Genomic DNA, 23,290 nt, shown 5'->3' with positions numbered 1-23,290 from the left:
CGACTGCGTAGGGTTCTTGGCAGCCGCACGCACACGGGCGGACCGCGGGGTATGTAAGGAGAGGGGACAGCGCGTGGTGGACGTATCCAAGGGCAGCGCGCCCGGGGGACCTGGCGTCAATCTGACCAAGGGTCAGGCCATCAGCCTGGAGAAGAAGGGCGGCGGCACGCTGACCGCCGTCCGGATGGGGCTCGGCTGGCAGGCGGCGCCCCGGCGCGGTCTGTTCGGCTCGCGCACCCGGGAGGTGGACCTCGACGCCTCGGCCGTCCTGTTCGCGGACAAGCAGCCGGTCGACGTCGTCTTCTTCCGTCACCTCGTCAGCGACGACGGCTCCGTCAAGCACACCGGTGACAACCTGGTCGGCGGCGCCGGTCAGGGCGGGGACGACGAGGCGATCCTCGTCGACCTCCAGCGCGTGCCGGTGCACATCGACCAGATCGTCTTCACGGTGAACTCCTTCACCGGCCAGACGTTCCAGGAAGTGCAGAACGCGTTCTGCCGCATCGTCGACGAGACCAACGGCCAGGAGATGGCCCGTTACACGCTCGACGGCGGCGGCCAGTACACCGCCCAGATCATGGCGAAGGTGCACCGCGCCGGCGCCGGCTGGCAGATGACGGCCATCGGCACCCCTGCCAACGGCCGTACCTTCCAGGACCTGATGCCGTCGATCCTGCCGCACCTGTAGCAGGCGACTGCCGAAGCACGCGCAGCTCCCGGGGGCATCGGCCCGCCGGGAGCTGCACCACATGCGCACCGCGCAGCACACACGCGCACCACGCGGTGCACGCGCACCGGGCACCAGCCACCACCGGCCACCGCTGTGGCCGTCGACGAAGCGACGCGGGGGAGACAGGCGATGACGGCCGAGCTGGTCCGGGGGCAGAACCACCCCTTGCCCCAGGCCCGTTTGGAGATCCGGGTGTCGGCCGGCACGCCGGTCGTGGCCGGAGCCACGCTCTGCGACGAGCAGGGCGCCGTACGCGGCACGGAGTGGGTCGCCCACCCCGGCTCGCCCAGCCTCCCCGGGCTCGAGGTGTCCAAGCAGGCCGCAGCCGACCACCGGCTGGCCGTGGACCTCGGGGCGCTGCCCGAGACGGTGCACCGGCTGAACGTCCTGCTCGCCCTCCCGACGGGAGTGGGCAGCGGTCCGGCGCGCTTCGGCGCCGTCGCGGCCCCCTTCGTCTCCGTCACCGGACTCGACGGCTCCGAAGTGGCCACGTACACCGTGACCGGCCTGGACAGCGAGTCCGCGGTCGTCGCCCTCGAGCTCTACCGCAGGCAGGGCATGTGGAAGGTGCGCGCCGTCGGTCAGGGGTACGCGGGCGGCCTCGCCGACATGCTCCGCGACCAGGGCCTCCCGCAGGCGCGGGAACTCGCCGCCGCCATCCAGGCCGCCGTCAGCAGCGGGATGGCCCGCTCCGTCGCCCCGGCCCCGCCGCGCGCCCATGACGACGACCGGGCACGGCGCACGGCGTCCCACGCCACGAACGGCGGACGCGACGCCCAGAGCGACGCCGCGCCGCCCCACGCGCCCGGCCCCACCCCGGGCCCCACGCCCGTCCCGCCGGTGACCGCGTCGCCGCCCGGCCCGGAGGGTGCTGCCTCCCCGTCCCCGCAGGGTGGTCCCATCGACTACGCGCACCCGCGCCGCCGCGCCGCCGCGCCGCCGCCTCCGCCGCCCACCGCGCCGCCCGTCCCGCCGGGCGGACACCCGCAGCCCGTCGCCGGTGACGCGACCGGCTGGTCCATGGACGAGCGGCTGTACAACCAGGTGTGGGGCATGTTCGAAGACCTGGCCCGCACGGTCTCGGCGTACCGCAGCGCGGTCGACTTCGCCGAGTCCCGCATGGACCAGGAGCTCGACAAGGCCCTCTCCGACCCGCGTAGCCGCATCGGCACCGCGGGCGACACCGCCCGCGCGGCGGCCCAGGCCAAGCACGACCAGCTCGTCGGCCGGGCCCGCGACGTACTGGAGCGCGACCTGACGCAGCTCGTCGCGGAGGCCGACGTCGTCGAGCCCGCCCTGCCGCCCGCCTTCGCCGCGTGGAGCAATCCGGTCTGGCACGGCTACCGGGTGCCCATGGAGATCCCCATGGCCCTGCGTGTCGGCGACCTCCACCTCCCCGAACGGCCCGACCTGCGCATTCCCATGCTGGTGCGGCTGCCGCTGGACCGCGGTCTGTGGATCGACAGCGGCCGTTCCCGTTCCGAGGCCGCGCTCATGATGCAGTCCGACCAGCTGCGCAGGGCGGCCCTGGAGACCGCTGCCGCGCACGCCGCACGGCTGTTCGCGGTCTACCCCGCGGGCGAGTTCACCGTCCACGTCATCGATCCGGCGGGCACCGGCGCGACCGCGCTCGCCCCGCTGACCGAGTCCGGCGTGCTCGCCGCGCCGCCTGCGGCCGGCGCCCAGGGCGTGACGGCGGTGCTGGCGAAGCTCACTCAGCGGGTGGAACTGGTGCAGATAGCGGTCCGCGGCGGAGTCAGCGACTCCCTGCCGCCGGATCTGGACACGGCGGAGCAGCTCCTGATCGTCAACGACTTCCCGCACGGGTTCGACGACCGCGCCGTGACCCAGCTCCGCTACCTGGCCGACGAGGGACCCTCGGTCGGCGTGCACCTGATGGTGGTCGCGGACCGCGAGGACGCGAGCGCCTACGGTCCCGTGCTCGATCCGCTGTGGCGCTCGATGCTGCGCGTCACGCCGGTGCCCGACGACCACCTGATCGACCCGTGGGTCGGTCACACCTGGACGTACGAGCCGCAGCTGCCGCCGCCGGGCAGTCAGGTCGTGCGGCAGGTGCTCGCGCAGGTGGCGGCGGCGAGGCGGTCACTGCCCCGCTGACCCGCGCTTTTGGGAGTGCTTTACCCATCCCTTTACCTGCTCTTGGGTTTTCCTGTACCCTTCGAGGAGCGGAGGGGAGTACTCCCGGCTGCGACGTACCCGTCAATACGGACCGCCATCGGTCCCGGGGCGTCGGCCCGATCGTGCGATTCGCGCTTGGGTGGAAGAGACCTCCGGCAGCGACGACGCTGAGTGAGTTGCCGTAGCTATCTGCCGGAGGCGCAGTGGACGTTTCAATGACCCTTTGGGCGCTGACCATTCTCGGTCTGGTCGCCCTGATCGCCGTCGACTTCCTCATCGGGCGCAAGCCGCACGATGTGTCGATCAAGGAAGCCGGAATCTGGACGGTCGTCTGGATCGTGCTTGCGGTTCTCTTCGGGATCGGCCTGCTGATCTTCGGTACCGCGCAGGCGTCCGGTGAGTTCTTCGCGGGCTTCATCACAGAGAAGTCGCTCAGCGTGGACAACCTGTTCGTCTTCGTCCTGATCATGGCGAAGTTCTCGGTGCCGTCCCAGCTCCAGCAGCGCGTACTGCTCATCGGTGTGCTGATCGCTCTGGTGCTGCGCGCGATCTTCATCGCGGCCGGTGCCGCGGTCATCGCCAACTTCTCGTGGGTCTTCTACATCTTCGGCGCGTTCCTCATCTACACCGCCTGGAAGCTCATCCAGGAGGCGCGGGCCGACGAGGAGGACGAGGCGTTCGAGGAGAACCGTCTCCTCAAGTCGATCGAGAGCCGCTTCGGCGTCGCGGACAGGTACCACGGCACGAAGCTCTTCATCCGGAACAACGGCAAGCGCGTCCTGACGCCGCTGATGGTCGTCATGCTCGCCATCGGCACCACCGATGTGCTGTTCGCGCTCGACTCCATCCCGGCGATCTTCGGCCTCACCCAGGACCCGTACATCGTCTTCACCGCCAACGCCTTCGCCCTCATGGGTCTGCGGCAGCTGTACTTCCTCATCGGCGGGCTGCTCAAGAAGCTGGTCCACCTGAGTTACGGCCTGTCGGTCATCCTGGGCTTCATCGGCGTCAAGCTGGTGCTGCACGCCCTGCACGAGTCCGGGGTGCACGTCCCCGAGATCTCCATCCCCTTCTCGCTGACGGTCATCTGCGGCGTGCTGATCATCACCACGATCACCAGCCTCATCGCCAACAAGAAGACGGAACAGCGCGCCGAGGCAGAGGCCGCCGAGGCCGCGGACAAGGAGAGCGTCGAGTCCTGACCGACCGGCGAAGCACGCAGCACACCGGCCGGTGCGAGCGGACGACCCGCTCGCACCGGCCGGTGTCGCGTCGTACGCCGGTGATCACGCCGGAGCGGGTTCCGCCACCGTGCCGGGCGCCGGCCGTGTCTCCGGCAGCAGAGCGAAGCACCCCAGACTCAGCAGGGCGATGGCGGTGAGGTACACCGCGACCCCCCACGGCGGCCCGCCGCCGTGCGCCACCGCCGTCGCCACCACCGGGGTCAGCGCGCCGCCCAGCACCCCCGCCAGGTTGTAACCGACGGCCGCGCCCGTGCAGCGCACCTTCGGCTCGTACAACTCCGGCAGGTACGCGGCGATCACCGCGAACATGGTGACGAACGACAGCAGCGCTCCCAGCAGGCCGAGGAACATCAGCAGCGGCTCGGCGGTCACCAGCAGGGCGACCATCGGGAACATCGACAGCGCCGCCGCCGCGCACCCCGCCAGGCACAGCGGCCTGCGCCCGTAGCGGTCGCCCAGCATCGCGACGAAGGGGGTGACGACGCCCGTCACCGCCACGGCCGCCATGATGCAGGCGAGCATCACCGTGCGGCTGACGCCCAGGTGTTCCGTCGCGTAGGCGAGCGACCAGGTGGTCACGGCGTAGAAGACGGCGTACCCGACGGCGAGCGCGCCGGCCGTGAGCAGCACCAGCCTCCAGTGGTCGCGTGCGACCTCGACGAGGGGGACGGGGGCCCGCTCGTCGGTCTCGGCAAGCCGCGTGAACTGCGGCGTCTCCGCCAGGGACGTACGCAGGAGGAGCCCGCCCGCCGCGAGGAGGCCCGCCGCCCAGAACGGCACACGCCATCCCCAGGACGCGAACTGCGCGTCGGTCAGCGAGGCCGAGAGGGCGAGCACGGTGCCGTTGGCGAGGAGGAAGCCGACCGGCGGGCCGATCTGCGGGAAACTCGCCCACAGTCCGCGCCGGTTCGCAGGGGCGTGTTCGGCGGTCAGCAGGACCGCGCCGCCCCACTCGCCACCGAGCCCGAGCCCCTGGAGGAAGCGGAGCACGAGAAGGAGCGCGGGCGCCGCCACTCCGATCGACTGGTACGTCGGTACGCAGCCGACGGCGACGGTCGCGATTCCCGTGAGCAACAGGGAGGCGAACAGGACAGGACGGCGCCCATAACGGTCGCCGATGTGCCCGAAGACGACAGATCCGAGCGGTCGTGAAATGAAACCGACAGCGAAGGTGCCGAACGCGGCGAGCGTTCCCGCGAGCGGCGAAAAGGTCGGGAAGAAGAGGGGCCCGAGAACGAGCGCGGCCGCTGTTCCGTAGACGAAGAAGTCGTAGAACTCGATGGCTGTTCCGGCGAGCGACGCGGTCGCGAGGCGGGGCATGGAGGGAGGTCGTTCCTGGCGCATGCGGCCACAACTACCCGGCCGGGCCGGCGGTTACGGGACCCGCCGAAGTAGTCGTACCGGCCCGCCCGGCACGTCACCCTCAGGGCGAAAGCGCACGGTACGGCGCTCCCTACCAGCCGCGCTCGCGCCACTCGGGCAGGTGCGGGCGCTCGTTGCCGAGCGTGGTGTCATCGCCGTGCCCGGGGTAGACCCACGTCTCGTCGGGGAGCGCGCCGAAGAGCTTCTCCTCGACGTCGCGGATGAGGCTCGCGAACGCCTCCGGGTCCTTCCAGGTGTTGCCGACGCCGCCCGGGAAGAGGCAGTCCCCGGTGAAGGCGTGCGGATGCCCGTGCGGGTCGTCGTAGACGAGGGCGACGGAGCCCGGGGTGTGGCCGACCAGGTGGCGGGCCGTGAGTTCGGCGCGTCCGACGCGGACGGTGTCGCCGTCGTCCAGCAGCACGTCGGTCGGCACCGGGATGCCCTCCGCGTCGTACCGGCCCGCGTACGTGCGCGCCCCGGTCGCCGCCACGACGTCGGCGAGAGCCTGCCAGTGGTCGCCGTGGCGGTGGGTGGTGACGACGGACGCGATGCCGTCGTCACCGATGAGCCTCAGGAGGGTGTGCGGCTCCGCGGCCGCGTCGATCAGCAGCTGCTCCCCGGTGTGGCGGCAGCGCAGCAGGTACGCGTTGTTGTTCATGGACCCGACCGCGACCTTGGAGATCATCAGGTCCGCGAGCTCGTGCACGTTCGCAGGACCGCCGACCTTCACCGCTCCGCTGTACGTCATGGGCTCAGCCTATAGCGGCGGCAGCGCGGGGAGCGGGGCGCCGGCGGTGTCGAGAGCGGCGCCGTCGCGCCGGCCCGCGAGCCAGCCCAGCAGGTCCGGAGCGCTGCCGGTGACGTTCACGGGATCGCCTTCGGTGCTTCCCGTGCGCCACTGCCGTCCGTCGGTGGCCGACAGCGCGATCGCGGGCAGGCCGGAGGCCCCCGTGAAGCGCTCCGCCAGGAACGCGATCTCGCGCTCCGTGAAGTCCTCCGGGAGGTCCTCCAGCTCGTACCCGATGCCCAGGTCGACGTGGTGCAGCTCGACCTCGACGAGGCGGCGGAAGGGGATGCGGGAGGCCGAGTCCATGACGCCGTTGCGCAGCTCGACCGTACGGGACCAGTCGGCCGGAACGGCGGCCGCCTCGTCGAACCGGGCCGCGCTGTCGCGCACGTCCTCCAGCTGTACGGAGAGCGGTCGCGGGGCGTCGCGCTCGATGTCGGCGTCACGGACTTCGGCACTGGCGTACATGGGTCGGCCGGACAGGACGTTCAAGAGAGCGTCCGCGTTGCGGGCGAGGTGGGCGAGCACGTGGCCGCGGGTCCAGCCGGGCAGCCGTGACGGTTCCGTCACGTCGGCGTTGTCCAGTTTGCCGGTCGCGGCGAGGAGCCGGTCGGTCGCTTCGCGTACAGAGGCCAGGTCGCGCACGTGATCGTTCATGCCGCCGACATTAGTACCGGTCACACGATCGGGTGAAGCCGTTCGGCCGAGGCCTTAATTCGAATGCACGTGCTATACGCTCGTCAGAGGCATCAGGAATCCTTACGACACCGCTGCGGTTACCCCCATAGTCTGAGAACCCGGGGGGCTCAGTCTTCTCTGCCTCTCTCAAGAAAGGTGCGGACCGGCGTGGCCGACCGTCTCATCGTTCGTGGCGCTCGCGAGCACAACCTCAAGAACGTCTCGCTCGACCTCCCGCGTGACTCCCTCATCGTGTTCACCGGGCTCTCGGGGTCGGGCAAGTCGTCCCTCGCGTTCGACACGATCTTCGCCGAGGGGCAGCGCCGGTACGTCGAGTCGCTCTCCTCCTACGCCCGGCAGTTCCTGGGCCAGATGGACAAGCCCGACGTGGACTTCATCGAGGGACTGTCGCCCGCGGTGTCCATCGACCAGAAGTCGACCTCGCGCAACCCGCGTTCGACGGTCGGCACCATCACGGAGGTCTACGACTACCTCCGCCTGCTGTTCGCCCGCATCGGCAAGCCGCACTGTCCCGAGTGCGGCCGCCCGATCGCGCGCCAGTCGCCGCAGGCCATCGTCGACAAGGTGCTGGAGCTGCCCGAGGGCAGCCGCTTCCAGGTGCTGTCCCCGCTGGTGCGCGAGCGCAAGGGCGAGTTCGTCGATCTCTTCGCCGACCTGCAGACCAAGGGCTACAGCCGCGCGCGGGTGGACGGGGAGACCGTCCAGCTGAGCGAGCCGCCCAAGCTGAAGAAGCAGGAGAAGCACACCATCGAGGTGGTCATCGACCGCCTTACGGTGAAGGACAGCGCCAAGCGCCGACTCACCGACTCGGTGGAAACCGCTCTCGGCCTGTCCGGCGGCATGGTCATCCTCGACTTCGTCGACCTCCCCGCGGACGACCCCGACCGTGAGCGGATGTACTCCGAGCACCTCTACTGCACGTACGACGACCTGTCGTTCGAGGAGCTGGAGCCCCGGTCCTTCTCCTTCAACTCTCCCTTCGGCGCCTGCCCCGACTGCACCGGCATCGGCACGCGCATGGAGGTCGACCCGGAGCTGATCGTCCCGGACGAGGACAAGTCCCTCGACGAGGGCGCGATCAACCCCTGGTCCCACGGCCACACCAAGGACTACTTCGCGCGCCTGGTCGGCGCGCTCTCCGACGCCCTCGGGTTCCGTACGGACATCCCGTGGGCGGGGTTGCCGCAGCGGGCCAAGAAGGCTCTGCTGCACGGGCACAAGACGCAGATCGAGGTCCGCTACCGCAACCGGTACGGGCGCGAGCGGGCGTACACCACGTCCTTCGAGGGCGCGGTGCCGTTCGTCAAGCGACGGCACTCCGAGGCCGAGAGCGACTCCAGCAGGGAGCGCTTCGAGGGCTACATGCGCGAAGTGCACTGCCCCACCTGCAACGGCACGCGCCTCAAGCCCCTCGTCCTCGCGGTCACGGTCATGGAGAAGTCCATCGCCGAGGTCGCCGCGATGTCGATCAGCGACTGCGCGGACTTCCTCGGCCGGCTGACGCTGAACGCCCGCGACAAGAAGATCGCGGAGCGGGTGCTCAAGGAGGTCAACGAGCGGCTGAAGTTCCTGGTCGACGTGGGCCTGGACTACCTGTCGCTCAACCGCGCGGCCGGCACGCTGTCCGGCGGCGAGGCCCAGCGCATCCGGCTCGCCACCCAGATCGGCTCCGGCCTCGTCGGCGTGCTGTACGTCCTGGACGAGCCGTCCATCGGTCTGCACCAGCGCGACAACCACCGCCTCATCGAGACGCTGGTCCGGCTGCGCGATATGGGCAACACCCTGATCGTCGTCGAGCACGACGAGGACACCATCAAGGTGGCCGACTGGATCGTCGACATCGGCCCGGGCGCCGGCGAGCACGGCGGCAAGGTCGTCCACAGCGGCTCCCTGAAGCAGCTGCTGGCCAACAAGGCGTCCGTCACCGGTCAGTACCTGGCCGGCAAGCGGGCCATCGCCATGCCGGACATCCGCCGCCCCGTGGACCCGGCGCGGCAGCTCACCGTGCACGGCGCCCGTGAGAACAATCTGCGCGACATCGACGTGTCGTTCCCGCTCGGCGTCCTGACGGCCGTCACCGGCGTCTCCGGCTCCGGCAAGTCGACGCTGGTCAACGACATCCTCTACACGCACCTGGCCCGGGAGCTGAACGGCGCCCGTACGGTGCCGGGGCGCCACACGCGCGTAGAGGGCGACGACCTCGTCGACAAGGTGGTCCACGTCGACCAGTCGCCGATCGGCCGGACGCCCCGGTCCAACCCGGCGACGTACACGGGTGTCTTCGACAACGTGCGCAAGCTGTTCGCGGAGACGATGGAGGCGAAGGTGCGCGGCTACCTGCCGGGCCGCTTCTCCTTCAACGTCAAGGGCGGCCGCTGCGAGAACTGCTCGGGCGACGGCACCATCAAGATCGAGATGAACTTCCTGCCGGACGTGTACGTCCCGTGCGAGGTCTGCCACGGGGCGCGTTACAACCGGGAGACCCTGGAGGTCCACTACAAGGGCAAGTCCATCGCCGAGGTGCTGGACATGCCGATCGAGGAGGCCCTGGACTTCTTCGAGGCCGTCCCCACCATCGCCCGTCACCTGCGGACCCTCACCGAGGTGGGCCTCGGGTACGTCCGCCTCGGACAGTCCGCGCCGACGCTGTCGGGCGGTGAGGCGCAGCGCGTGAAGCTCGCCTCCGAGCTCCAGAAGCGGTCCACGGGCCGCACGGTGTACGTCCTGGACGAGCCGACCACCGGTCTGCACTTCGAGGACATCTCCAAGCTCATCAAGGTGCTGTCCGGTCTGGTCGACAAGGGCAACTCGGTGATCGTCATCGAGCACAACATGGACGTCATCAAGACGGCCGACTGGGTCGTCGACATGGGTCCCGAGGGCGGCAGCGGCGGTGGCATGGTCGTCGCCGAGGGCACGCCCGAGCAGGTGGCGGCCGTGCCGACCAGCCACACGGGCAAGTTCCTCCGGGACATCCTGGGCGACCGGGTGAGCGACGCGACGCCGGCGAAGAAGAGGGCGCCGGCGAAGAAGGCGGTCGCGGCGGCGAAGGCGGCTCCGGCCAGGAAGACAGCGACGGCCAGGACGGCCACCGCGAAGAAGGCCCCCGGCACGAGCGCGGCGACGAAGGCGGCACGCTCCCGCAAGGCGTGACCCACCTCGCTGCCGTACGCGTCCGCCCATGCCGAGCTGCCCCTCACCCGATCCGGGGTGGGGGGCAGCTCGCCGTCGTGCGCGGCGCCGGCCGCGTCAGGGAGCCAGTTCCTTCGCGTACGGCGGGTTCGCACCCCGGCGCGAGCACGTCAGCGCGGCCGCGCGGGCCGCGAAGGCCAGCACATCGGCCCAGGCGGCCGCCGAGAGCCCCGCCGCGGCCCGCGCCGACAGGGCCCCGTGGGCCGACAGCCGGTGCAGGAGCGCCGCGTTCACCGTGTCGCCCGCGCCGATGGTGTCGGCCACCTGCACCGGCGCCGCCGGGACGCTCACGCCCTCACCGCCGCCCCGCGTCCTCACGGTCATCCCGCGGGCGCCGTGCGTCAGCACCACCGCCGCGGGACCGGCCGCGAGCCACTCCTCCACCGACCCGCCCAGCCAGGCCGCGTCCTCCTGCGAGACCTTGAGCAGCGAGACGTGACGCAGCCAGCTCCGGAACCGGGCACGGTAGGCGTCCGCGTCCGGGATCAGACCGGGCCTGATGTTCGGGTCGAGCAGGGTGAAGAGCCCGCGCTCCGCCTCACGCCGCAGCAGCACCTCGTACGCGCTCGCCCCCGGTTCCAGGACCAGCGAACCGGTGCCGAGGGCCAGGGCCCGCGCCTGCCCGGGAAGCGCGTCCGGCAGCGTGAACAGGCGGTCCGCGCTGCCCTCCGCGTAGAAGCCGTAACCGGCCGATCCGTCCGGTCCCAGCGCCGCGACCGCCAGCGTCGTCGGCTCGGGACCGCGCTGGACCAGCGAGGTGTCCACTCCGGCCGCCCGCAACCCGTCGACCAGAGTCTCGCCGAAGCCGTCCGTCGAGATCCGGGAACAGAACGCGGCGTCGGAGCCCAGCCGCCCCAGGGCCACAGCGGTGTTGTACGGCCCCCCGCCGAGCCGCGGCGACAAGGGCGCCAGCGCGCCCGTCCCCTGCGGCACCAGGTCGATCAGGGACTCTCCGGCGACGACGATCACGGGCCGAACGTAACCCATCGCCGCCCTCCGGGACAGCCCGCGCGAGAGCCGCCGATGTCCGCCGGTATCGTCGGGTCTGTCACCGACCCCCCTGACCAGTGGAGACCGCATGTCCGGCCAGTCAGCCCCCCGCCGCACCGTGCTGAAGGGCGCTGTCCTCGCCGGCGCGGCCGGACTGGGCGTGGCGGCCTGCTCCACCGAGTCGAAGCTCGGCCACGCGAAGCCGCTGCCGTCCACGCCCGTGAACCTCGGCGCGGCGGACGAGGTCCCGGTCGGCGGCGCCAAGCTCTACCGCGAGCAGCGCATACTCGTCAGCTGCCCGGCGGAGGGGAAGTACAAGGCGTTCAGCGCGCAGTGCACGCACGCGGGCTGCGTCCTGGACAAGATCGAGAAGCTCGAGGGCAACTGTCCCTGCCACGGCAGCCGTTTCGACGTGACGACGGGACGGGCCCTCCAGGGCCCGGCGACCGTGCCGCTGCCCGAGATACCGGTCAGGGTGGAGGGCGGCGACCTCGTCACGGGCGACTCCGGCGCGGCCACCGGCCCGGACGCCTGACCCTCCCGCCGGACCCGCCGCCGCCCCTCCCGGCCCCACCCCCGGGGCCGGGGCCGCTCGTGCCACCCGGCCGCACCCGCGTTGTCACTGCCCGCAAGTAGGGTGTGAGGCATGGCAGACCCCTCCAGCTACCGCCCCAAGCCGGGACAGATCCCCGACTCGCCGGGGGTCTACAAATTCCGCGACGAGCACCGCCGGGTGATCTACGTCGGGAAGGCGAAGAGCCTGCGCCCGCGCCTGTCCTCGTACTTCCAGGACCTGGCCAATCTGCACCCGCGCACCCGCAGCATGGTCACCACGGCCGCGTCCGTCGAGTGGACGGTCGTCTCCACCGAGGTGGAGGCGCTCCAGCTGGAGTACTCCTGGATCAAGGAGTTCGACCCCCGCTTCAACGTCAAGTACCGCGACGACAAGAGCTATCCGTCGCTCGCCGTGACGCTCAACGAGGAGTTCCCCCGCGTCCAGGTCATGCGCGGTCCCAAGAAGAAGGGCGTGCGTTACTTCGGCCCGTACGGCCACGCCTGGGCGATCCGCGAGACCGTCGACCTGATGCTCCGCGTCTTCCCCGTACGCACCTGCTCGGCAGGTGTCTTCAAGAACGCCGCCAGGACCGGCCGCCCCTGCCTCCTCGGCTACATCGGCAAGTGCTCCGCCCCCTGTGTGGGCCGCGTCACCCCTGACGAGCACCGCGAACTGGCCGAGGAGTTCTGCGACTTCATGGCCGGCCGCACGGGCCAGTACCTCAAGCGCATCGAGCAGGAGATGCGCGAGGCCGCCGAGGACATGGAGTACGAGCGCGCCGCCCGCCTGCGCGACGACATAGGGGCGCTGCGCCGTGCCCTGGAGAAGAACGCGGTGGTGTTCAACGACGCCACCGACGCCGACCTGATCGCCGTCGCCGAGGACGAGCTCGAAGCCGCCGTGCAGATCTTCCACGTACGCGGCGGACGGGTCAGGGGCCAGCGCGGCTGGGTGACCGACAAGGTCGAGGCCGTCGACACGGCGGGCCTCGTCGAGCACGCGCTCCAGCAGCTGTACGGCGAGGAGCAGGGTGACGCCGTGCCCAAGGAGGTCCTGGTGCCCGCCATGCCCGAGGACGCCCCGGCGGTCTCCCAGTGGCTGGCCGGGCGGCGCGGCTCGAACGTGTCGCTGCGGATCCCGCAGCGCGGCGACAAGAAGGACCTCATGGCGACGGTCCAGCGCAACGCCCAGCAGTCCCTCGTCCTGCACAAGACCAAGCGCGCGTCCGACCTCACCACCCGCTCCCGCGCCCTGGAGGAGATCGCGGAGGCGCTCGGCCTGGACTCCGCCCCGCTGCGCATCGAGTGCTTCGACATCTCCCACCTCCAGGGCGACGACGTGGTGGCCTCCATGGTCGTCTTCGAGGACGGCCTGCCGCGCAAGAGCGAGTACCGCCGCTTCCAGATCAAGACCTTCGAGGGCCAGGACGACGTCCGGTCCATGCACGAGGTGCTCACCCGCCGCTTCCGGCGCTATCTCCAGGAGAAGGAGAAGACGGGGGAGTGGATCGAGGAGAACGGGGCGACCGAGGTGCCCGCGGAGCCGCTGCCGGGCGCGGAGGACGACGGACGGCCCAAGCGTTTCGCGTACCCGCCGCAGCTCGTCGTCGTCGACGGCGGGCAGCCCCAGGTGGCCGCAGCCCAGCGCGCCCTCGACGAGCTCGGTATCGACGACGTCGCCGTCTGCGGCCTCGCCAAGCGCCTGGAGGAGGTCTGGGTGCCCGGCGAGGACGACCCGGTCGTCCTGCCCCGCAGCAGCGAGGGCCTGTACCTCCTCCAGCGGGTCCGTGACACGGCTCACGACTTCGCCATCCGCTACCAGCGCACCAAACGGGCCAAGCGCTTCAGGGCGGGCCCGCTCGACGAGGTGCCCGGCCTCGGAGATACGCGCAAGCACGCCCTGATCAAGCATTTCGGTTCGGTGAAAAAGCTCCGGTCCGCCACAATCGACCAGATCTGCGAGGTTCCGGGGATAGGCCGCAAGACGGCCGAGACCGTCGCCGCGTTCCTCGCACAGGCCGCACCGGCCGCACCCGCCGTGAACACGGCGACAGGAGAGATCATTGAAGACGACGAGGAATCCGCGGCCGCCCCGGCCGCGTTCTCCCCGTCGGAACGGGGGCAGCAGGAATGACCGAGCACGACGGAGACGGAGCACACGTGAGTACGGGCACGACCGGGGAAACCGGCGAGACCGGGCACAACGGGCACAACGGTGAGGCGGCCGAGGCGGCCATCCCCGAGCTGGTGATCATCTCGGGCATGTCGGGAGCCGGCCGCAGCACCGCCGCGAAGTGCCTGGAGGACCTCGGCTGGTTCGTCGTCGACAACCTGCCGCCCGCGCTGATCCCCACCATGGTGGAGCTCGGCGCCCGCTCGCAGGGCAACGTCGCCCGTATCGCCGTCGTCGTGGACGTCCGCGGCCGGCGCTTCTTCGACAACCTCCGGGAGTCACTGGCCGACCTCGACGCCAAGGAGGTCACCCGGCGGATCGTCTTCCTGGAGTCCTCGGACGACGCCCTCGTACGCCGTTTCGAATCCGTACGCCGCCCCCACCCGCTCCAGGGCGACGGCCGGATCACCGACGGCATCGCGGCGGAGCGCGACCTGCTGCGCGAGCTGCGCGGCGATGCCGACCTGGTCATCGACACCTCCAGCCTCAACGTCCACGAGCTGCGGGCCAAGATGGACGCCCAGTTCGCGGGCGACGACGAGCCGCAGCTGCGCGCCACCGTCATGTCCTTCGGATACAAGTACGGCCTGCCGGTCGACGCCGACCTCGTCGTCGACTGCCGGTTCCTGCCGAACCCCCACTGGGTCCCGGAGCTGCGCCCCTTCACCGGCCTCAACGAAGAGGTCTCCGGGTACGTCTTCAACCAGCCGGGCGCCAAGGAGTTCCTCGACCAGTACACCGAGCTGCTCCAGCTCATCGCGGCCGGTTACCGCCGTGAGGGCAAGCGCTACGTGACCATCGCCGTCGGCTGCACGGGCGGCAAGCACCGCAGCGTGGCCATGTCGGAGAAGCTGGCCGCGCGTCTGTCCTCGGAAGGCGTCGAGACCGTCCTCGTCCACCGGGACATGGGGCGCGAGTGACCGGACGCAACTTCCGCCTGCGGCGGCTGCGCGGCGGTGACGCCGCGCGGCCGCAGCGCAAGCGCGGCGCACAGCCCAAGGTCGTAGCCCTCGGCGGCGGGATGGGCCTCTCGGCGTCGCTCACGGCGCTGCGCCGCATCACCGGCGACCTGACCGCGGTGGTCACCGTCGCGGACGACGGCGGCTCCAGCGGGCGGCTGCGCGACGAGCTCGGCGTACTGCCGCCGGGTGACCTGCGCAAGGCCCTCGCCGCGCTGTGCGGGGACGACGACTGGGGCCAGACCTGGTCGCGCGTCATCCAGCACCGCTTCTCCAGCCGGGGCGACCTGCACGAGCACGCGGTGGGCAACCTGCTGATCGTCGCCCTGTGGGAACAGCTCGGCGACCACGTCCAGGCCCTGGACCTGGTCGGCAGGCTCCTCGGCGCGCACGGCCGCGTGCTGCCCATGTCGGCGGTGCCCCTGGAGCTCCAGGCGCTCGTACGGGGCCACGATCCCCTGCGCCCGGAGGACGTGGACACCGTCCGCGGCCAGGCGACCGTGGCGCTCACGCCCGGCGAGGTGCAGTCCGTGCACCTCGTCCCGCAGGACCCGCCCGCCGTGCCGGAGGCCGTCGCCGCGGTGCTCGACGCGGACTGGGTGGTGCTCGGCCCGGGCTCCTGGTTCTCCTCGGTGATCCCGCACCTCCTGGTGCCGGAGCTGCTCGACGCGCTCGTCGAGACGAAGGCCCGCCGCGTGCTCTCGCTCAACCTCGCGCCGCAACCCGGAGAAACCGATGGCTTCTCTCCGCAGCGTCATTTGGAGGTTTTGGGACGACACGCCCCTAAACTCGCCCTGGACGTGGTGTTGGCCGACGAGGCTGCCGTGCCCGACCGCGAGTCTCTCGCCGATGCCGCCAAGCGGCTCGGCGCGGCGGTCGAGCTGGCGCCGGTCGCCGCGCCGGACGGCTCCCCGAAGCACGATCCGGAGCTGCTGGCCGCCGCGTACGACCGTATTTTTCGGATGCATGGAAGGATCGGCCCATGGCGATGACGGCAGCGGTGAAGGACGAGATCTCCCGGCTTCCCGTCACCCGGACCTGCTGCAGGAAGGCGGAGGTCTCGGCGATTCTTCGGTTCGCGGGCGGGCTGCACCTGGTGAGCGGCCGGATCGTGATCGAGGCGGAGCTGGATGTGAGCTTCGCGGCCCGCAGACTCAAGAAGGACATCCTTGAGATCTTCGGGCACCACTCGGAGCTGGTGGTGATGGCGCCGAGCGGCCTGCGGCGCGGGTCGCGTTACCTCGTACGGGTGGTGGCGGGCGGTGATCAGCTCGCGCGCCAGACGGGACTGGTCGACGGCCGCGGCCGTCCGATCCGCGGTCTGCCCCCGCAGGTCGTCTCCGGGGCCACCTGCGACGCCGAGGCCGCCTGGCGCGGCGCGTTCCTCGCGCACGGCTCGCTCACCGAGCCCGGACGCTCCTCCTCGCTGGAGGTCACCTGCCCGGGACCCGAGGCCGCACTCGCCCTCGTCGGCGCCGCCCGCAGGCTCTCCATCGGCGCGAAGGCGCGCGAGGTGCGCGGGGTCGACCGGGTCGTCGTACGGGACGGTGACGCCATCGGCGCCCTGCTGACCCGCCTCGGCGCGCACGAGTCGGTGCTGGCGTGGGAGGAGCGGCGGATGCGCCGCGAGGTCCGCGCCACCGCCAACCGCCTCGCCAACTTCGACGACGCCAACCTGCGCCGCTCGGCGCGCGCCGCGGTCGCCGCCGGCGCCCGGGTGGGGCGCGCGCTGGAGATCCTCGGCGAGGAGGTGCCCGAGCACCTCGCCGCCGCGGGCCGGCTGCGCATGGACCACAAGCAGGCATCCCTGGAGGAGCTCGGCGCGCTGGCCGACCCGCCGCTCACCAAGGACGCCGTGGCGGGCCGTATCCGCCGGCTGCTGGCCATGGCCGACAAGCGCGCCCAGGACCTGGGCATCCCCGGCACGGAGTCCACGATCACCGAGGAGATGGCCGACGGCCTCGTCGGCTGACGCGTCACGGGCCCGCCGCCGACGTCCTCCGGGGCTTCGGCGGGTGGCCCGTCCGCCCGGTACGCCCTATTGACATGACCATGGACTGTCATGAGCCTGTCGTCTGTTCACTGACGTGGCAGGCAACGGCAAGGGGGGCTCATGAGGCGCAGAGCGAGATCGATCCTCGCAGCGGGAGCATTGCTGATCGGAGGCATGACGGCGGCACCCGCCGCTCAGGCCGACGGGACAGGACGGGCCGGGGCAGACACGGGCGCCGACGCCGTCAAGGTGTTCAACGCCGACGTCACGAGGGAGCAGATCCCCCTGCTCCTCGCGGCCGGCCAGGACGCCCACGAAATGGGCGAACGCGCCCCGGAGAAGGGCACGGCCCGCGTCGAGCTCTTCCTCACCGACGCCCAGGCCCGGGAACTGGCCGCCAAGGGCGTCAGGAACCTCACGGAGCGCAAGGTCTCGGCGAAGACGGAGTCCCGCCTCGCCGCGGCCGGGGACGGCGTCTACCGCCCGTACAGCGGCAAGGGCAATCTCCAGGAGGAGATCGTCAAGACCGGCCAGGCGCACCCGGACCTCACCAAGGTCGTCTCCATCGGCAAGACCCTCCAGGGCAAGGACATCCTCGCCCTCAAGCTCACCAAGGGCGCGAAGAAGACCAAGGACGGCGCCAAGCCCTCCGTGCTGTACCTGTCCAACCAGCACGCCCGTGAGTGGATCACCCCCGAGATGACCCGGCGGCTGATGCACCACTACCTGGACCGGTACGGCAAGGACCGCCGCATCACGAAGATCGTGGACTCCACCGAGCTGTGGTTCGTGCTCTCCGCCAACCCGGACGGCTACGACTGGACCCACGACCCGGCCGGCGACCGCCTCTGGCGCAAGAACATGCGCGACATCGACGGCGACGGCACGTACACCGCGAGCGACGGCGTCGACCTCAACCGCAACTTCGCCTACAAGTGGGGCTACGACAACGAGGGGTCCTCGCCCAGCCCCGCCAGCGCCACCTACCGCGGCGCGTCCCCCATGTCCGAGCCCGAGACCCGGGTGCTCGACCGCTTCCAGAAGCGCATCGGCTTCGAGTACGGCATCAACTACCACTCCGCCGCCGAACTGATCCTCTACGGAGTCGGCTGGCAGGTCGCCACGCCCACCCCCGACGACGTGCTCTACAAGGCGCTCGCGGGAACGCCCGAGAAGCCGGCCGTTCCCGGGTACCACCCGCAGGTCTCCTCCGAGCTCTACACCACCAACGGCGAGGCCGACGGGCACGCGGCCAACGTCAACGGCACGATGATGTTCACCCCCGAGATGACCACCTGCCAGACGGCGTCGAACATCGACCCCGACGACCGGTGGAAGCCCGAGGACTGCCAGTCCGGATTCAACTTCCCCGACGACGAGAAACTGATCCAGGCCGAGTTCGCCAAGAACGTGCCCTTCGCGCTCTCCGTCGCCGAGACCGCCGCACACCCCGACCGCCCGTCCTCGTCCGTCGGCATGGCAGCCCCCGACTTCACGGCGGACGCCTTCACGACCTCCTACGCGCGGGGCGGCGACCAGGAGGTCGCCGTGACGGCCCGCAGGTCCGTACGGGACAAGGAGCTCAACTACCGCGTCAACGGCGGACGTACGCACCAGGAGGACCTGGAGCGCTGGAAGGGCGGCGAGACCTACGGCGGCGAGGACAACCTCTGGTTCGACGAGTACCGCGCCGAGGTCGAGGACGCCGAACCGGGCGACACGGTGGAGGTGTGGTTCACCGGACGCACCAAGGCCGGCAAGCGCACCTCCAGCGAGCACTTCACGTACGCGGTCGCGGAGCGTTCCCGGGCGGACACCCTGCTGATCGCCGAAGAGGGCGCCCCGGCGGAGCACGCCCAGAAGTACGTCGACGCGCTGCGGGCGAACGGCCGCCGCGCCGTCGTCTGGGACGTCGCCGCGCAGGGCGCGCCGCATGCGCTCGGCGTCCTCTCCCACTTCCGCACCGCTGTCCACTACACCGGCGCGAAAGCGCCGGGCGGCCCGACCCAGCTCGCCGTACGGGCGTTCCTGAACGAGGGCGGCAAGCTGATCGAGGCCGGTGAACTGGCGGGCGGCAACGCGGTCGTCGGCCCGGCCGTCACGAACGACTTCAGCCAGTACTACCTCGGCGCCCACGGCCGAGCGAACGCCACCGGAGCCACCGGGTTCAAGGGCGCCGGGAGGCTCGCCGGAGCGGACAGTCCGCTCACCGGCGCGGCCGGCAACCCGCTGGACGCGGCGGGCGCGTACACCGTCACCTCGGACGCTCTGCCGGCCGAGCAGTTCCCGCAGTTCCGGAGCGCGCACGCGGGCCTGTACACGGGCGTCGTCAATCCGTACGCCCCGTACGCGGGCCAGTGGATGGCCGCCGCCGCACACGAGGACGGCGACTGGAAGCGCCTCTCCCGCACGGTCGACCTCACCGGGGTGAGCGCCGCTGACAAGCCGCAGCTGCGGCTCGCCCTCAACTGGAACACGGAAACCGCCTACGACCACGCCGTCCTGGAGGCGCACACCGAGGGCGCCGACGACTGGACCACGCTGCCCGAGGCGGGCGGCGCCACCCGGACGACCGTCCCGGCCGAGTGCGACCAGGGCTACTTCATCAACGGCCACCCCTTCCTGCGCCACTACCTCACCCTGGAGGCGGGCGGCTGCCGGGCGACCGGAACCAGTGGCGCCTGGAACAGCTTCACCGGCTCGTCCGGGGGCTGGAAGCAGGTCGCGTTCGACCTCGGCGCCTACGCGGGCAAGAAGGTCGAACTGGCGCTCAGCTCCATCACCGACCCCGGCAGCGGCGGCCGCGGCGTCTTCGCCGACGACGCGCGTCTGACCGTCGGCGGGGCGGACAAGGAGAGCGAGGGCTTCGAGACGTCGCTCGGCGCCTGGACGGTCCCGGGCGCTCCGGCGGGCAGTCCCGCCGTCGGCGGCGACTGGGCCAGGTCCGGCGAGCTGTTCAAGTCGTACGGGGCGGTCACCACTCGTGACACCGTGCTCCTCGGCTTCGGTCTGGAGCACGTGCCGGGCGCCGGCGAGCGGGCGGCGCTGCTCGGGAAGGCGCTGGGTTCGCTGCGGCGCTGACCACCCGGTTCCGGCCGCCCCGCCGACTGTCGGTGACCGGTCCCGCGGGCACCGCGCCCGGCGGTCCGTATCCCTACTGGGGAGTACGGGCCGCCGGGCCGTGTCCGGGCCCGCTCGATGTCACCCACAGCGCCGCGTAGAGGTAGGGTCGGAAGCGGTCGGGGACATCCCATACATCTCGCCGGCGTCGAAACCCGGCGTACCAACGAGGAGATCGGTTTCGTGACGATCCGCGTAGGCATCAACGGCTTCGGCCGCATCGGCCGCAACTACTTCCGGGCGCTGCTGGAGCAGGGTGCGGACATCGAGATCGTGGCTGTCAACGACCTGGGTGACACTGCGACCACGGCACACCTGCTGAAGTACGACACCATCCTCGGCCGCCTGAAGGCCGAGGTGTCGCACACGGCCGACACCATCACCGTCGACGACCACACCATCAAGGTCCTCTCCGAGCGCGACCCGGCGGACATTCCGTGGGGCGAGCTGGGCGTCGACATCGTGATCGAGTCCACCGGCATCTTCACCAAGAAGGCGGATGCGGAGAAGCACCTGGCCGGTGGCGCGAAGAAGGTCCTCATCTCGGCTCCGGCCAAGAACGAGGACATCACCATCGTGATGGGCGTCAACCAGGACAAGTACGACCCGGCCAGCCACCACGTCATCTCCAACGCCTCCTGCACCACGAACTGCGTGGCGCCGATGGCCAAGGTTCTCGACGAGAACTTCGGCATCGTCAAGGGCCTGATGACGACGGTGCACGCGTACACCAACGACCAGCGCATCCTGGACTTCCCGCACTCGGACCTGCGTCGCGCCCGCGCCGCGGCCGAGAACATCATCCCGACCACCACGGGTGCCGCCAAGGCCACCGCCCTGGTCCTCCCGCAGCTCAAGGGCAAGCTCGACGGCATCGCGATGCGCGTCCCCGTCCCGACCGGCTCGGTCACCGACCTCGTCATCACGCTGGAGCGCGAGGTCACCAAGGACGAGATCAACGCGGCCTTCCAGAAGGCGGCCGAGGGCGAGCTCAAGGGCATCGTCGAGTACACCGTCGACCCGATCGTGTCCTCCGACATCGTCAACGAGCCGGCTTCCTGCACCTTCGACTCGTCGCTGACCATGGCCGAGGGCACTCAGGTCAAGGTCATCGGCTGGTACGACAATGAGTGGGGCTACTCCAACCGGCTCGTAGACCTCACGGTCTTCGTCGGCGGCCAGCTCTGATCCGTACGGCAGGCACCTCCATGTGAGTACAGGGCCCGGCAGCGCAACGCGGCGCTGCCCGGGCCCTGTCATGTGTCTTGTCTCCCCAAGGAGTCCAGTAACAGATGAAGACGATCGACGAACTTCTCGACGAAGGGGTCGCGGGCAAGCGGGTTTTCGTCCGCGCCGACCTCAACGTGCCGCTCGACGGCACGACCATCACCGACGACGGACGCATCCGCGCCGTCCAGCCGACGATCGAGAAGCTCGCCGCCGCGGGCGCCCGGGTCGTCGTCGCCTCGCACCTGGGCCGCCCCAAGGGCGCCCCGGACCCGGCCTTCTCGCTCGCACCGGCCGCCGCGCGCCTCGGTGAACTGCTCAAGACCGAGGTCGCCTTCGCGAGCGACACGGTCGGCGAGTCCGCCAAGGCCGTCGTCGCCGGCCTTGGCGACGGCCAGGTCGCCGTCGTCGAGAACCTCCGCTTCAACGCCGGCGAGACCTCGAAGGACGACGCCGAGCGCGGCGCCTTCGCGGATCAGCTGGCCCAGCTCGCCGACGTGTACGTCGGCGACGGCTTCGGCGCCGTGCACCGCAAGCACGCCTCGGTCTTCGACCTCCCGGCGCGCCTGCCGCACGTCGCGGGCGGCCTCATCGCCACCGAGGTCGGCGTCCTGAAGAAGCTCACCGAGGACGTCTCCCGGCCGTACGCCGTGGTCCTCGGCGGCGCCAAGGTCTCCGACAAGCTCGGCGTGATCGACCACCTGCTGGAGAAGGCCGACCGCATCCTGGTCGGCGGCGGCATGGCGTACACCTTCCTCAAGGCCCAGGGCCACGAGGTCGGCATCTCGCTGCTCCAGGAGGACCAGATCCCGACGGTCCTGGAGTACCTGGAGCGCGCCGAGGCCAAGGGCGTGGAGTTCGTCCTCCCCGTCGACGTACTGGTCTCGCCGGAGTTCCCGGACCTCCAGACGAAGGCTCCGGCGAACCCCACGACGGTCGCCGCGGACGCCATCCCGGCCGACCAGGAGGGTCTGGACATCGGTCCCGAGACCCGCAAGCTGTACGCATCGAAACTCGCCGACGCGGCCACCGTTTTCTGGAACGGTCCGATGGGCGTCTTCGAGCACCCCGATTACGCCGAGGGCACCAAGGCGGTTGCCCAGGCCCTCGTCGACAGTCCGGCCTTCACGGTGGTCGGCGGTGGCGACTCCGCCGCCGCCGTCCGCATCCTGGGCTTCGACGAGAACGCATTCGGCCACATCTCGACCGGTGGCGGCGCCAGCCTCGAATACCTCGAGGGCAAGACGCTTCCCGGCCTCGCCGCACTGGAGGACTGACCCAGCATGACCACGCGCACCCCGCTTATGGCGGGCAACTGGAAGATGAACCTCAACCACCTCGAGGCCATCGCACACGTCCAGAAGCTCGCCTTCGCACTCGCGGACAAGGACTACGACTTCGTCGAGGTCGCCGTCCTGCCCCCCTTCACCGACCTGCGGTCCGTGCAGACGCTGGTGGACGGCGACAAGCTCAAGATCAAGTACGGCGCCCAGGACCTCTCGGCGCACGACTCCGGTGCGTACACCGGCGAGATCTCGGGCGCGATGCTCGCCAAGCTCAAGTGCACCTACGTCGCCGTCGGCCACTCCGAGCGCCGGCAGTACCACAACGAGACCGACGAGATCTGCAACGCCAAGGTGAAGGCCGCGTACAAGCACGGTCTGACGCCGATCCTGTGCGTCGGCGAGGGCCTGGACGTCCGCAAGGCCGGCAACCAGGTCGCCCACACGCTCGCACAGCTCGACGGCGGCCTGAAGGACGTACCGGCCGAGCAGGCCGAGTCCGTCGTGATCGCGTACGAGCCGGTGTGGGCCATCGGCACCGGCGAGGTCGCCACCCCCGAGGACGCGCAGGAGGTCTGCGGTGCGATCCGCGGCCGTCTCGCGGAGCTGTACTCGCAGGAGCTGGCCGACAAGGTCCGCATCCAGTACGGCGGCTCGGTCAAGTCCGGGAACGTCGCCGCGATCATGGCGCAGCCGGACGTCGACGGGGCCCTGGTGGGCGGTGCGGCGCTGGACTCCGACGAGTTCGTCAAGATCGTCCGGTTCCGCGACCAGTGAGTAGGCCGTAGGGCCGATCCGTCGTACCCTGGCGGGGGCCGGCACGGCTGTCAGCAGCCG

The 23,290-nt window shown here is 70.8% G+C and carries 17 protein-coding genes; 13 read left to right on the top strand and 4 right to left on the bottom strand.

Annotation, left to right across the window (positions count from 1 at the left end):
• The first annotated feature begins 121 nt into the window (after positions 1–121).
• The 3 genes from AC07FK_RS05705 (at position 122) to AC07FK_RS05695 (ending at position 4,071) form a co-directional block, all read left to right on the top strand.
• Entirely contained in the window at positions 122–688 is a 567-nt protein-coding gene (locus AC07FK_RS05705) for a TerD family protein (protein ID WP_069930790.1), read from the top strand.
• Positions 689–859: 171 nt separating this feature from the next.
• The gene (locus AC07FK_RS05700) at positions 860–2,848 is read left to right on the top strand and encodes a TerD family protein (protein ID WP_479102875.1); all 1,989 of its coding nucleotides are present in this window, start codon (positions 860–862) and stop codon (positions 2,846–2,848) included.
• Between the two features lie 224 nt (positions 2,849–3,072).
• Entirely contained in the window at positions 3,073–4,071 is a 999-nt protein-coding gene (locus AC07FK_RS05695; protein ID WP_479102873.1) for a TerC family protein, read from the top strand.
• An 84-nt stretch (positions 4,072–4,155) separates the two neighbouring features.
• Here AC07FK_RS05695 and AC07FK_RS05690 read toward each other — a convergent pair whose 3' ends face one another.
• From AC07FK_RS05690 to AC07FK_RS05680, 3 genes are all read right to left on the bottom strand, one after another.
• On the bottom strand, positions 4,156–5,433 hold the full coding sequence (locus AC07FK_RS05690) for an MFS transporter (RefSeq protein WP_479102871.1): 1,278 nt from the start codon (positions 5,431–5,433) through the stop codon (positions 4,156–4,158).
• Positions 5,434–5,566: 133 nt separating this feature from the next.
• Positions 5,567–6,223, bottom strand: a complete 657-nt coding sequence (locus tag AC07FK_RS05685; protein ID WP_479102869.1) for an MBL fold metallo-hydrolase — start codon at positions 6,221–6,223, stop codon at positions 5,567–5,569.
• Positions 6,224–6,232: 9 nt separating this feature from the next.
• Positions 6,233–6,919, bottom strand: a complete 687-nt coding sequence (locus AC07FK_RS05680; RefSeq protein WP_479102867.1) for a maleylpyruvate isomerase family mycothiol-dependent enzyme — start codon at positions 6,917–6,919, stop codon at positions 6,233–6,235.
• Positions 6,920–7,108: 189 nt separating this feature from the next.
• Here AC07FK_RS05680 and uvrA point away from each other — a divergent pair, with 189 nt between their 5' ends.
• Positions 7,109–10,114 carry an excinuclease ABC subunit UvrA gene (gene uvrA / locus AC07FK_RS05675; RefSeq protein WP_479102865.1) on the top strand — a complete coding sequence of 1,002 codons (3,006 nt, stop codon included), beginning with the start codon at positions 7,109–7,111 and terminating at the stop codon, positions 10,112–10,114.
• A gap of 96 nt (positions 10,115–10,210) precedes the next feature.
• Here the strand turns inward: uvrA and AC07FK_RS05670 are convergent, their stop codons facing one another.
• Complete coding sequence (locus AC07FK_RS05670) at positions 10,211–11,122, bottom strand: carbohydrate kinase family protein (RefSeq protein WP_479102863.1); 912 nt, start codon at positions 11,120–11,122, stop codon at positions 10,211–10,213.
• A gap of 109 nt (positions 11,123–11,231) precedes the next feature.
• Here AC07FK_RS05670 and AC07FK_RS05665 point away from each other — a divergent pair, with 109 nt between their 5' ends.
• The 9 genes from AC07FK_RS05665 (at position 11,232) to tpiA (ending at position 23,230) form a co-directional block, all read left to right on the top strand.
• Entirely contained in the window at positions 11,232–11,678 is a 447-nt protein-coding gene (locus tag AC07FK_RS05665) for a Rieske (2Fe-2S) protein (protein WP_479102861.1), read from the top strand.
• A 111-nt stretch (positions 11,679–11,789) separates the two neighbouring features.
• Positions 11,790–13,832, top strand: coding sequence for an excinuclease ABC subunit UvrC (uvrC, locus tag AC07FK_RS05660; protein WP_479102860.1), 2,043 nt, complete (start codon positions 11,790–11,792; stop codon positions 13,830–13,832).
• Entirely contained in the window at positions 13,829–14,791 is a 963-nt protein-coding gene (gene rapZ, locus AC07FK_RS05655; protein ID WP_450259717.1) for an RNase adapter RapZ, read from the top strand. The genes uvrC and rapZ overlap by 4 nt, the downstream gene beginning before the upstream one ends.
• Entirely contained in the window at positions 14,788–15,822 is a 1,035-nt protein-coding gene (locus tag AC07FK_RS05650; RefSeq protein WP_479102857.1) for a gluconeogenesis factor YvcK family protein, read from the top strand. Before rapZ ends, AC07FK_RS05650 begins: the two co-directional genes overlap by 4 nt.
• Positions 15,813–16,802, top strand: a complete 990-nt coding sequence (gene whiA / locus AC07FK_RS05645; protein WP_028813910.1) for a DNA-binding protein WhiA — start codon at positions 15,813–15,815, stop codon at positions 16,800–16,802. Before AC07FK_RS05650 ends, whiA begins: the two co-directional genes overlap by 10 nt.
• Before the next feature lie 141 nt (positions 16,803–16,943).
• Positions 16,944–19,904, top strand: coding sequence for a M14 family metallopeptidase (locus AC07FK_RS05640; RefSeq protein WP_479102855.1), 2,961 nt, complete (start codon positions 16,944–16,946; stop codon positions 19,902–19,904).
• A gap of 222 nt (positions 19,905–20,126) precedes the next feature.
• On the top strand, positions 20,127–21,131 hold the full coding sequence (gap, locus tag AC07FK_RS05635) for a type I glyceraldehyde-3-phosphate dehydrogenase (protein WP_479102854.1): 1,005 nt from the start codon (positions 20,127–20,129) through the stop codon (positions 21,129–21,131).
• A gap of 104 nt (positions 21,132–21,235) precedes the next feature.
• Positions 21,236–22,447 carry a phosphoglycerate kinase gene (locus AC07FK_RS05630; RefSeq protein WP_479102853.1) on the top strand — a complete coding sequence of 404 codons (1,212 nt, stop codon included), beginning with the start codon at positions 21,236–21,238 and terminating at the stop codon, positions 22,445–22,447.
• 6 nt (positions 22,448–22,453) lie between these two features.
• Entirely contained in the window at positions 22,454–23,230 is a 777-nt protein-coding gene (gene tpiA, locus AC07FK_RS05625; RefSeq protein WP_479102852.1) for a triose-phosphate isomerase, read from the top strand.
• Positions 23,231–23,290 lie beyond the last annotated feature (60 nt).

This window comes from Streptomyces sp. NPDC046122, from assembly GCF_056429965.1.
Note: the sequence above shows the minus strand (reverse complement) of the source record. Positions and strands in the feature narration are given on the sequence as shown.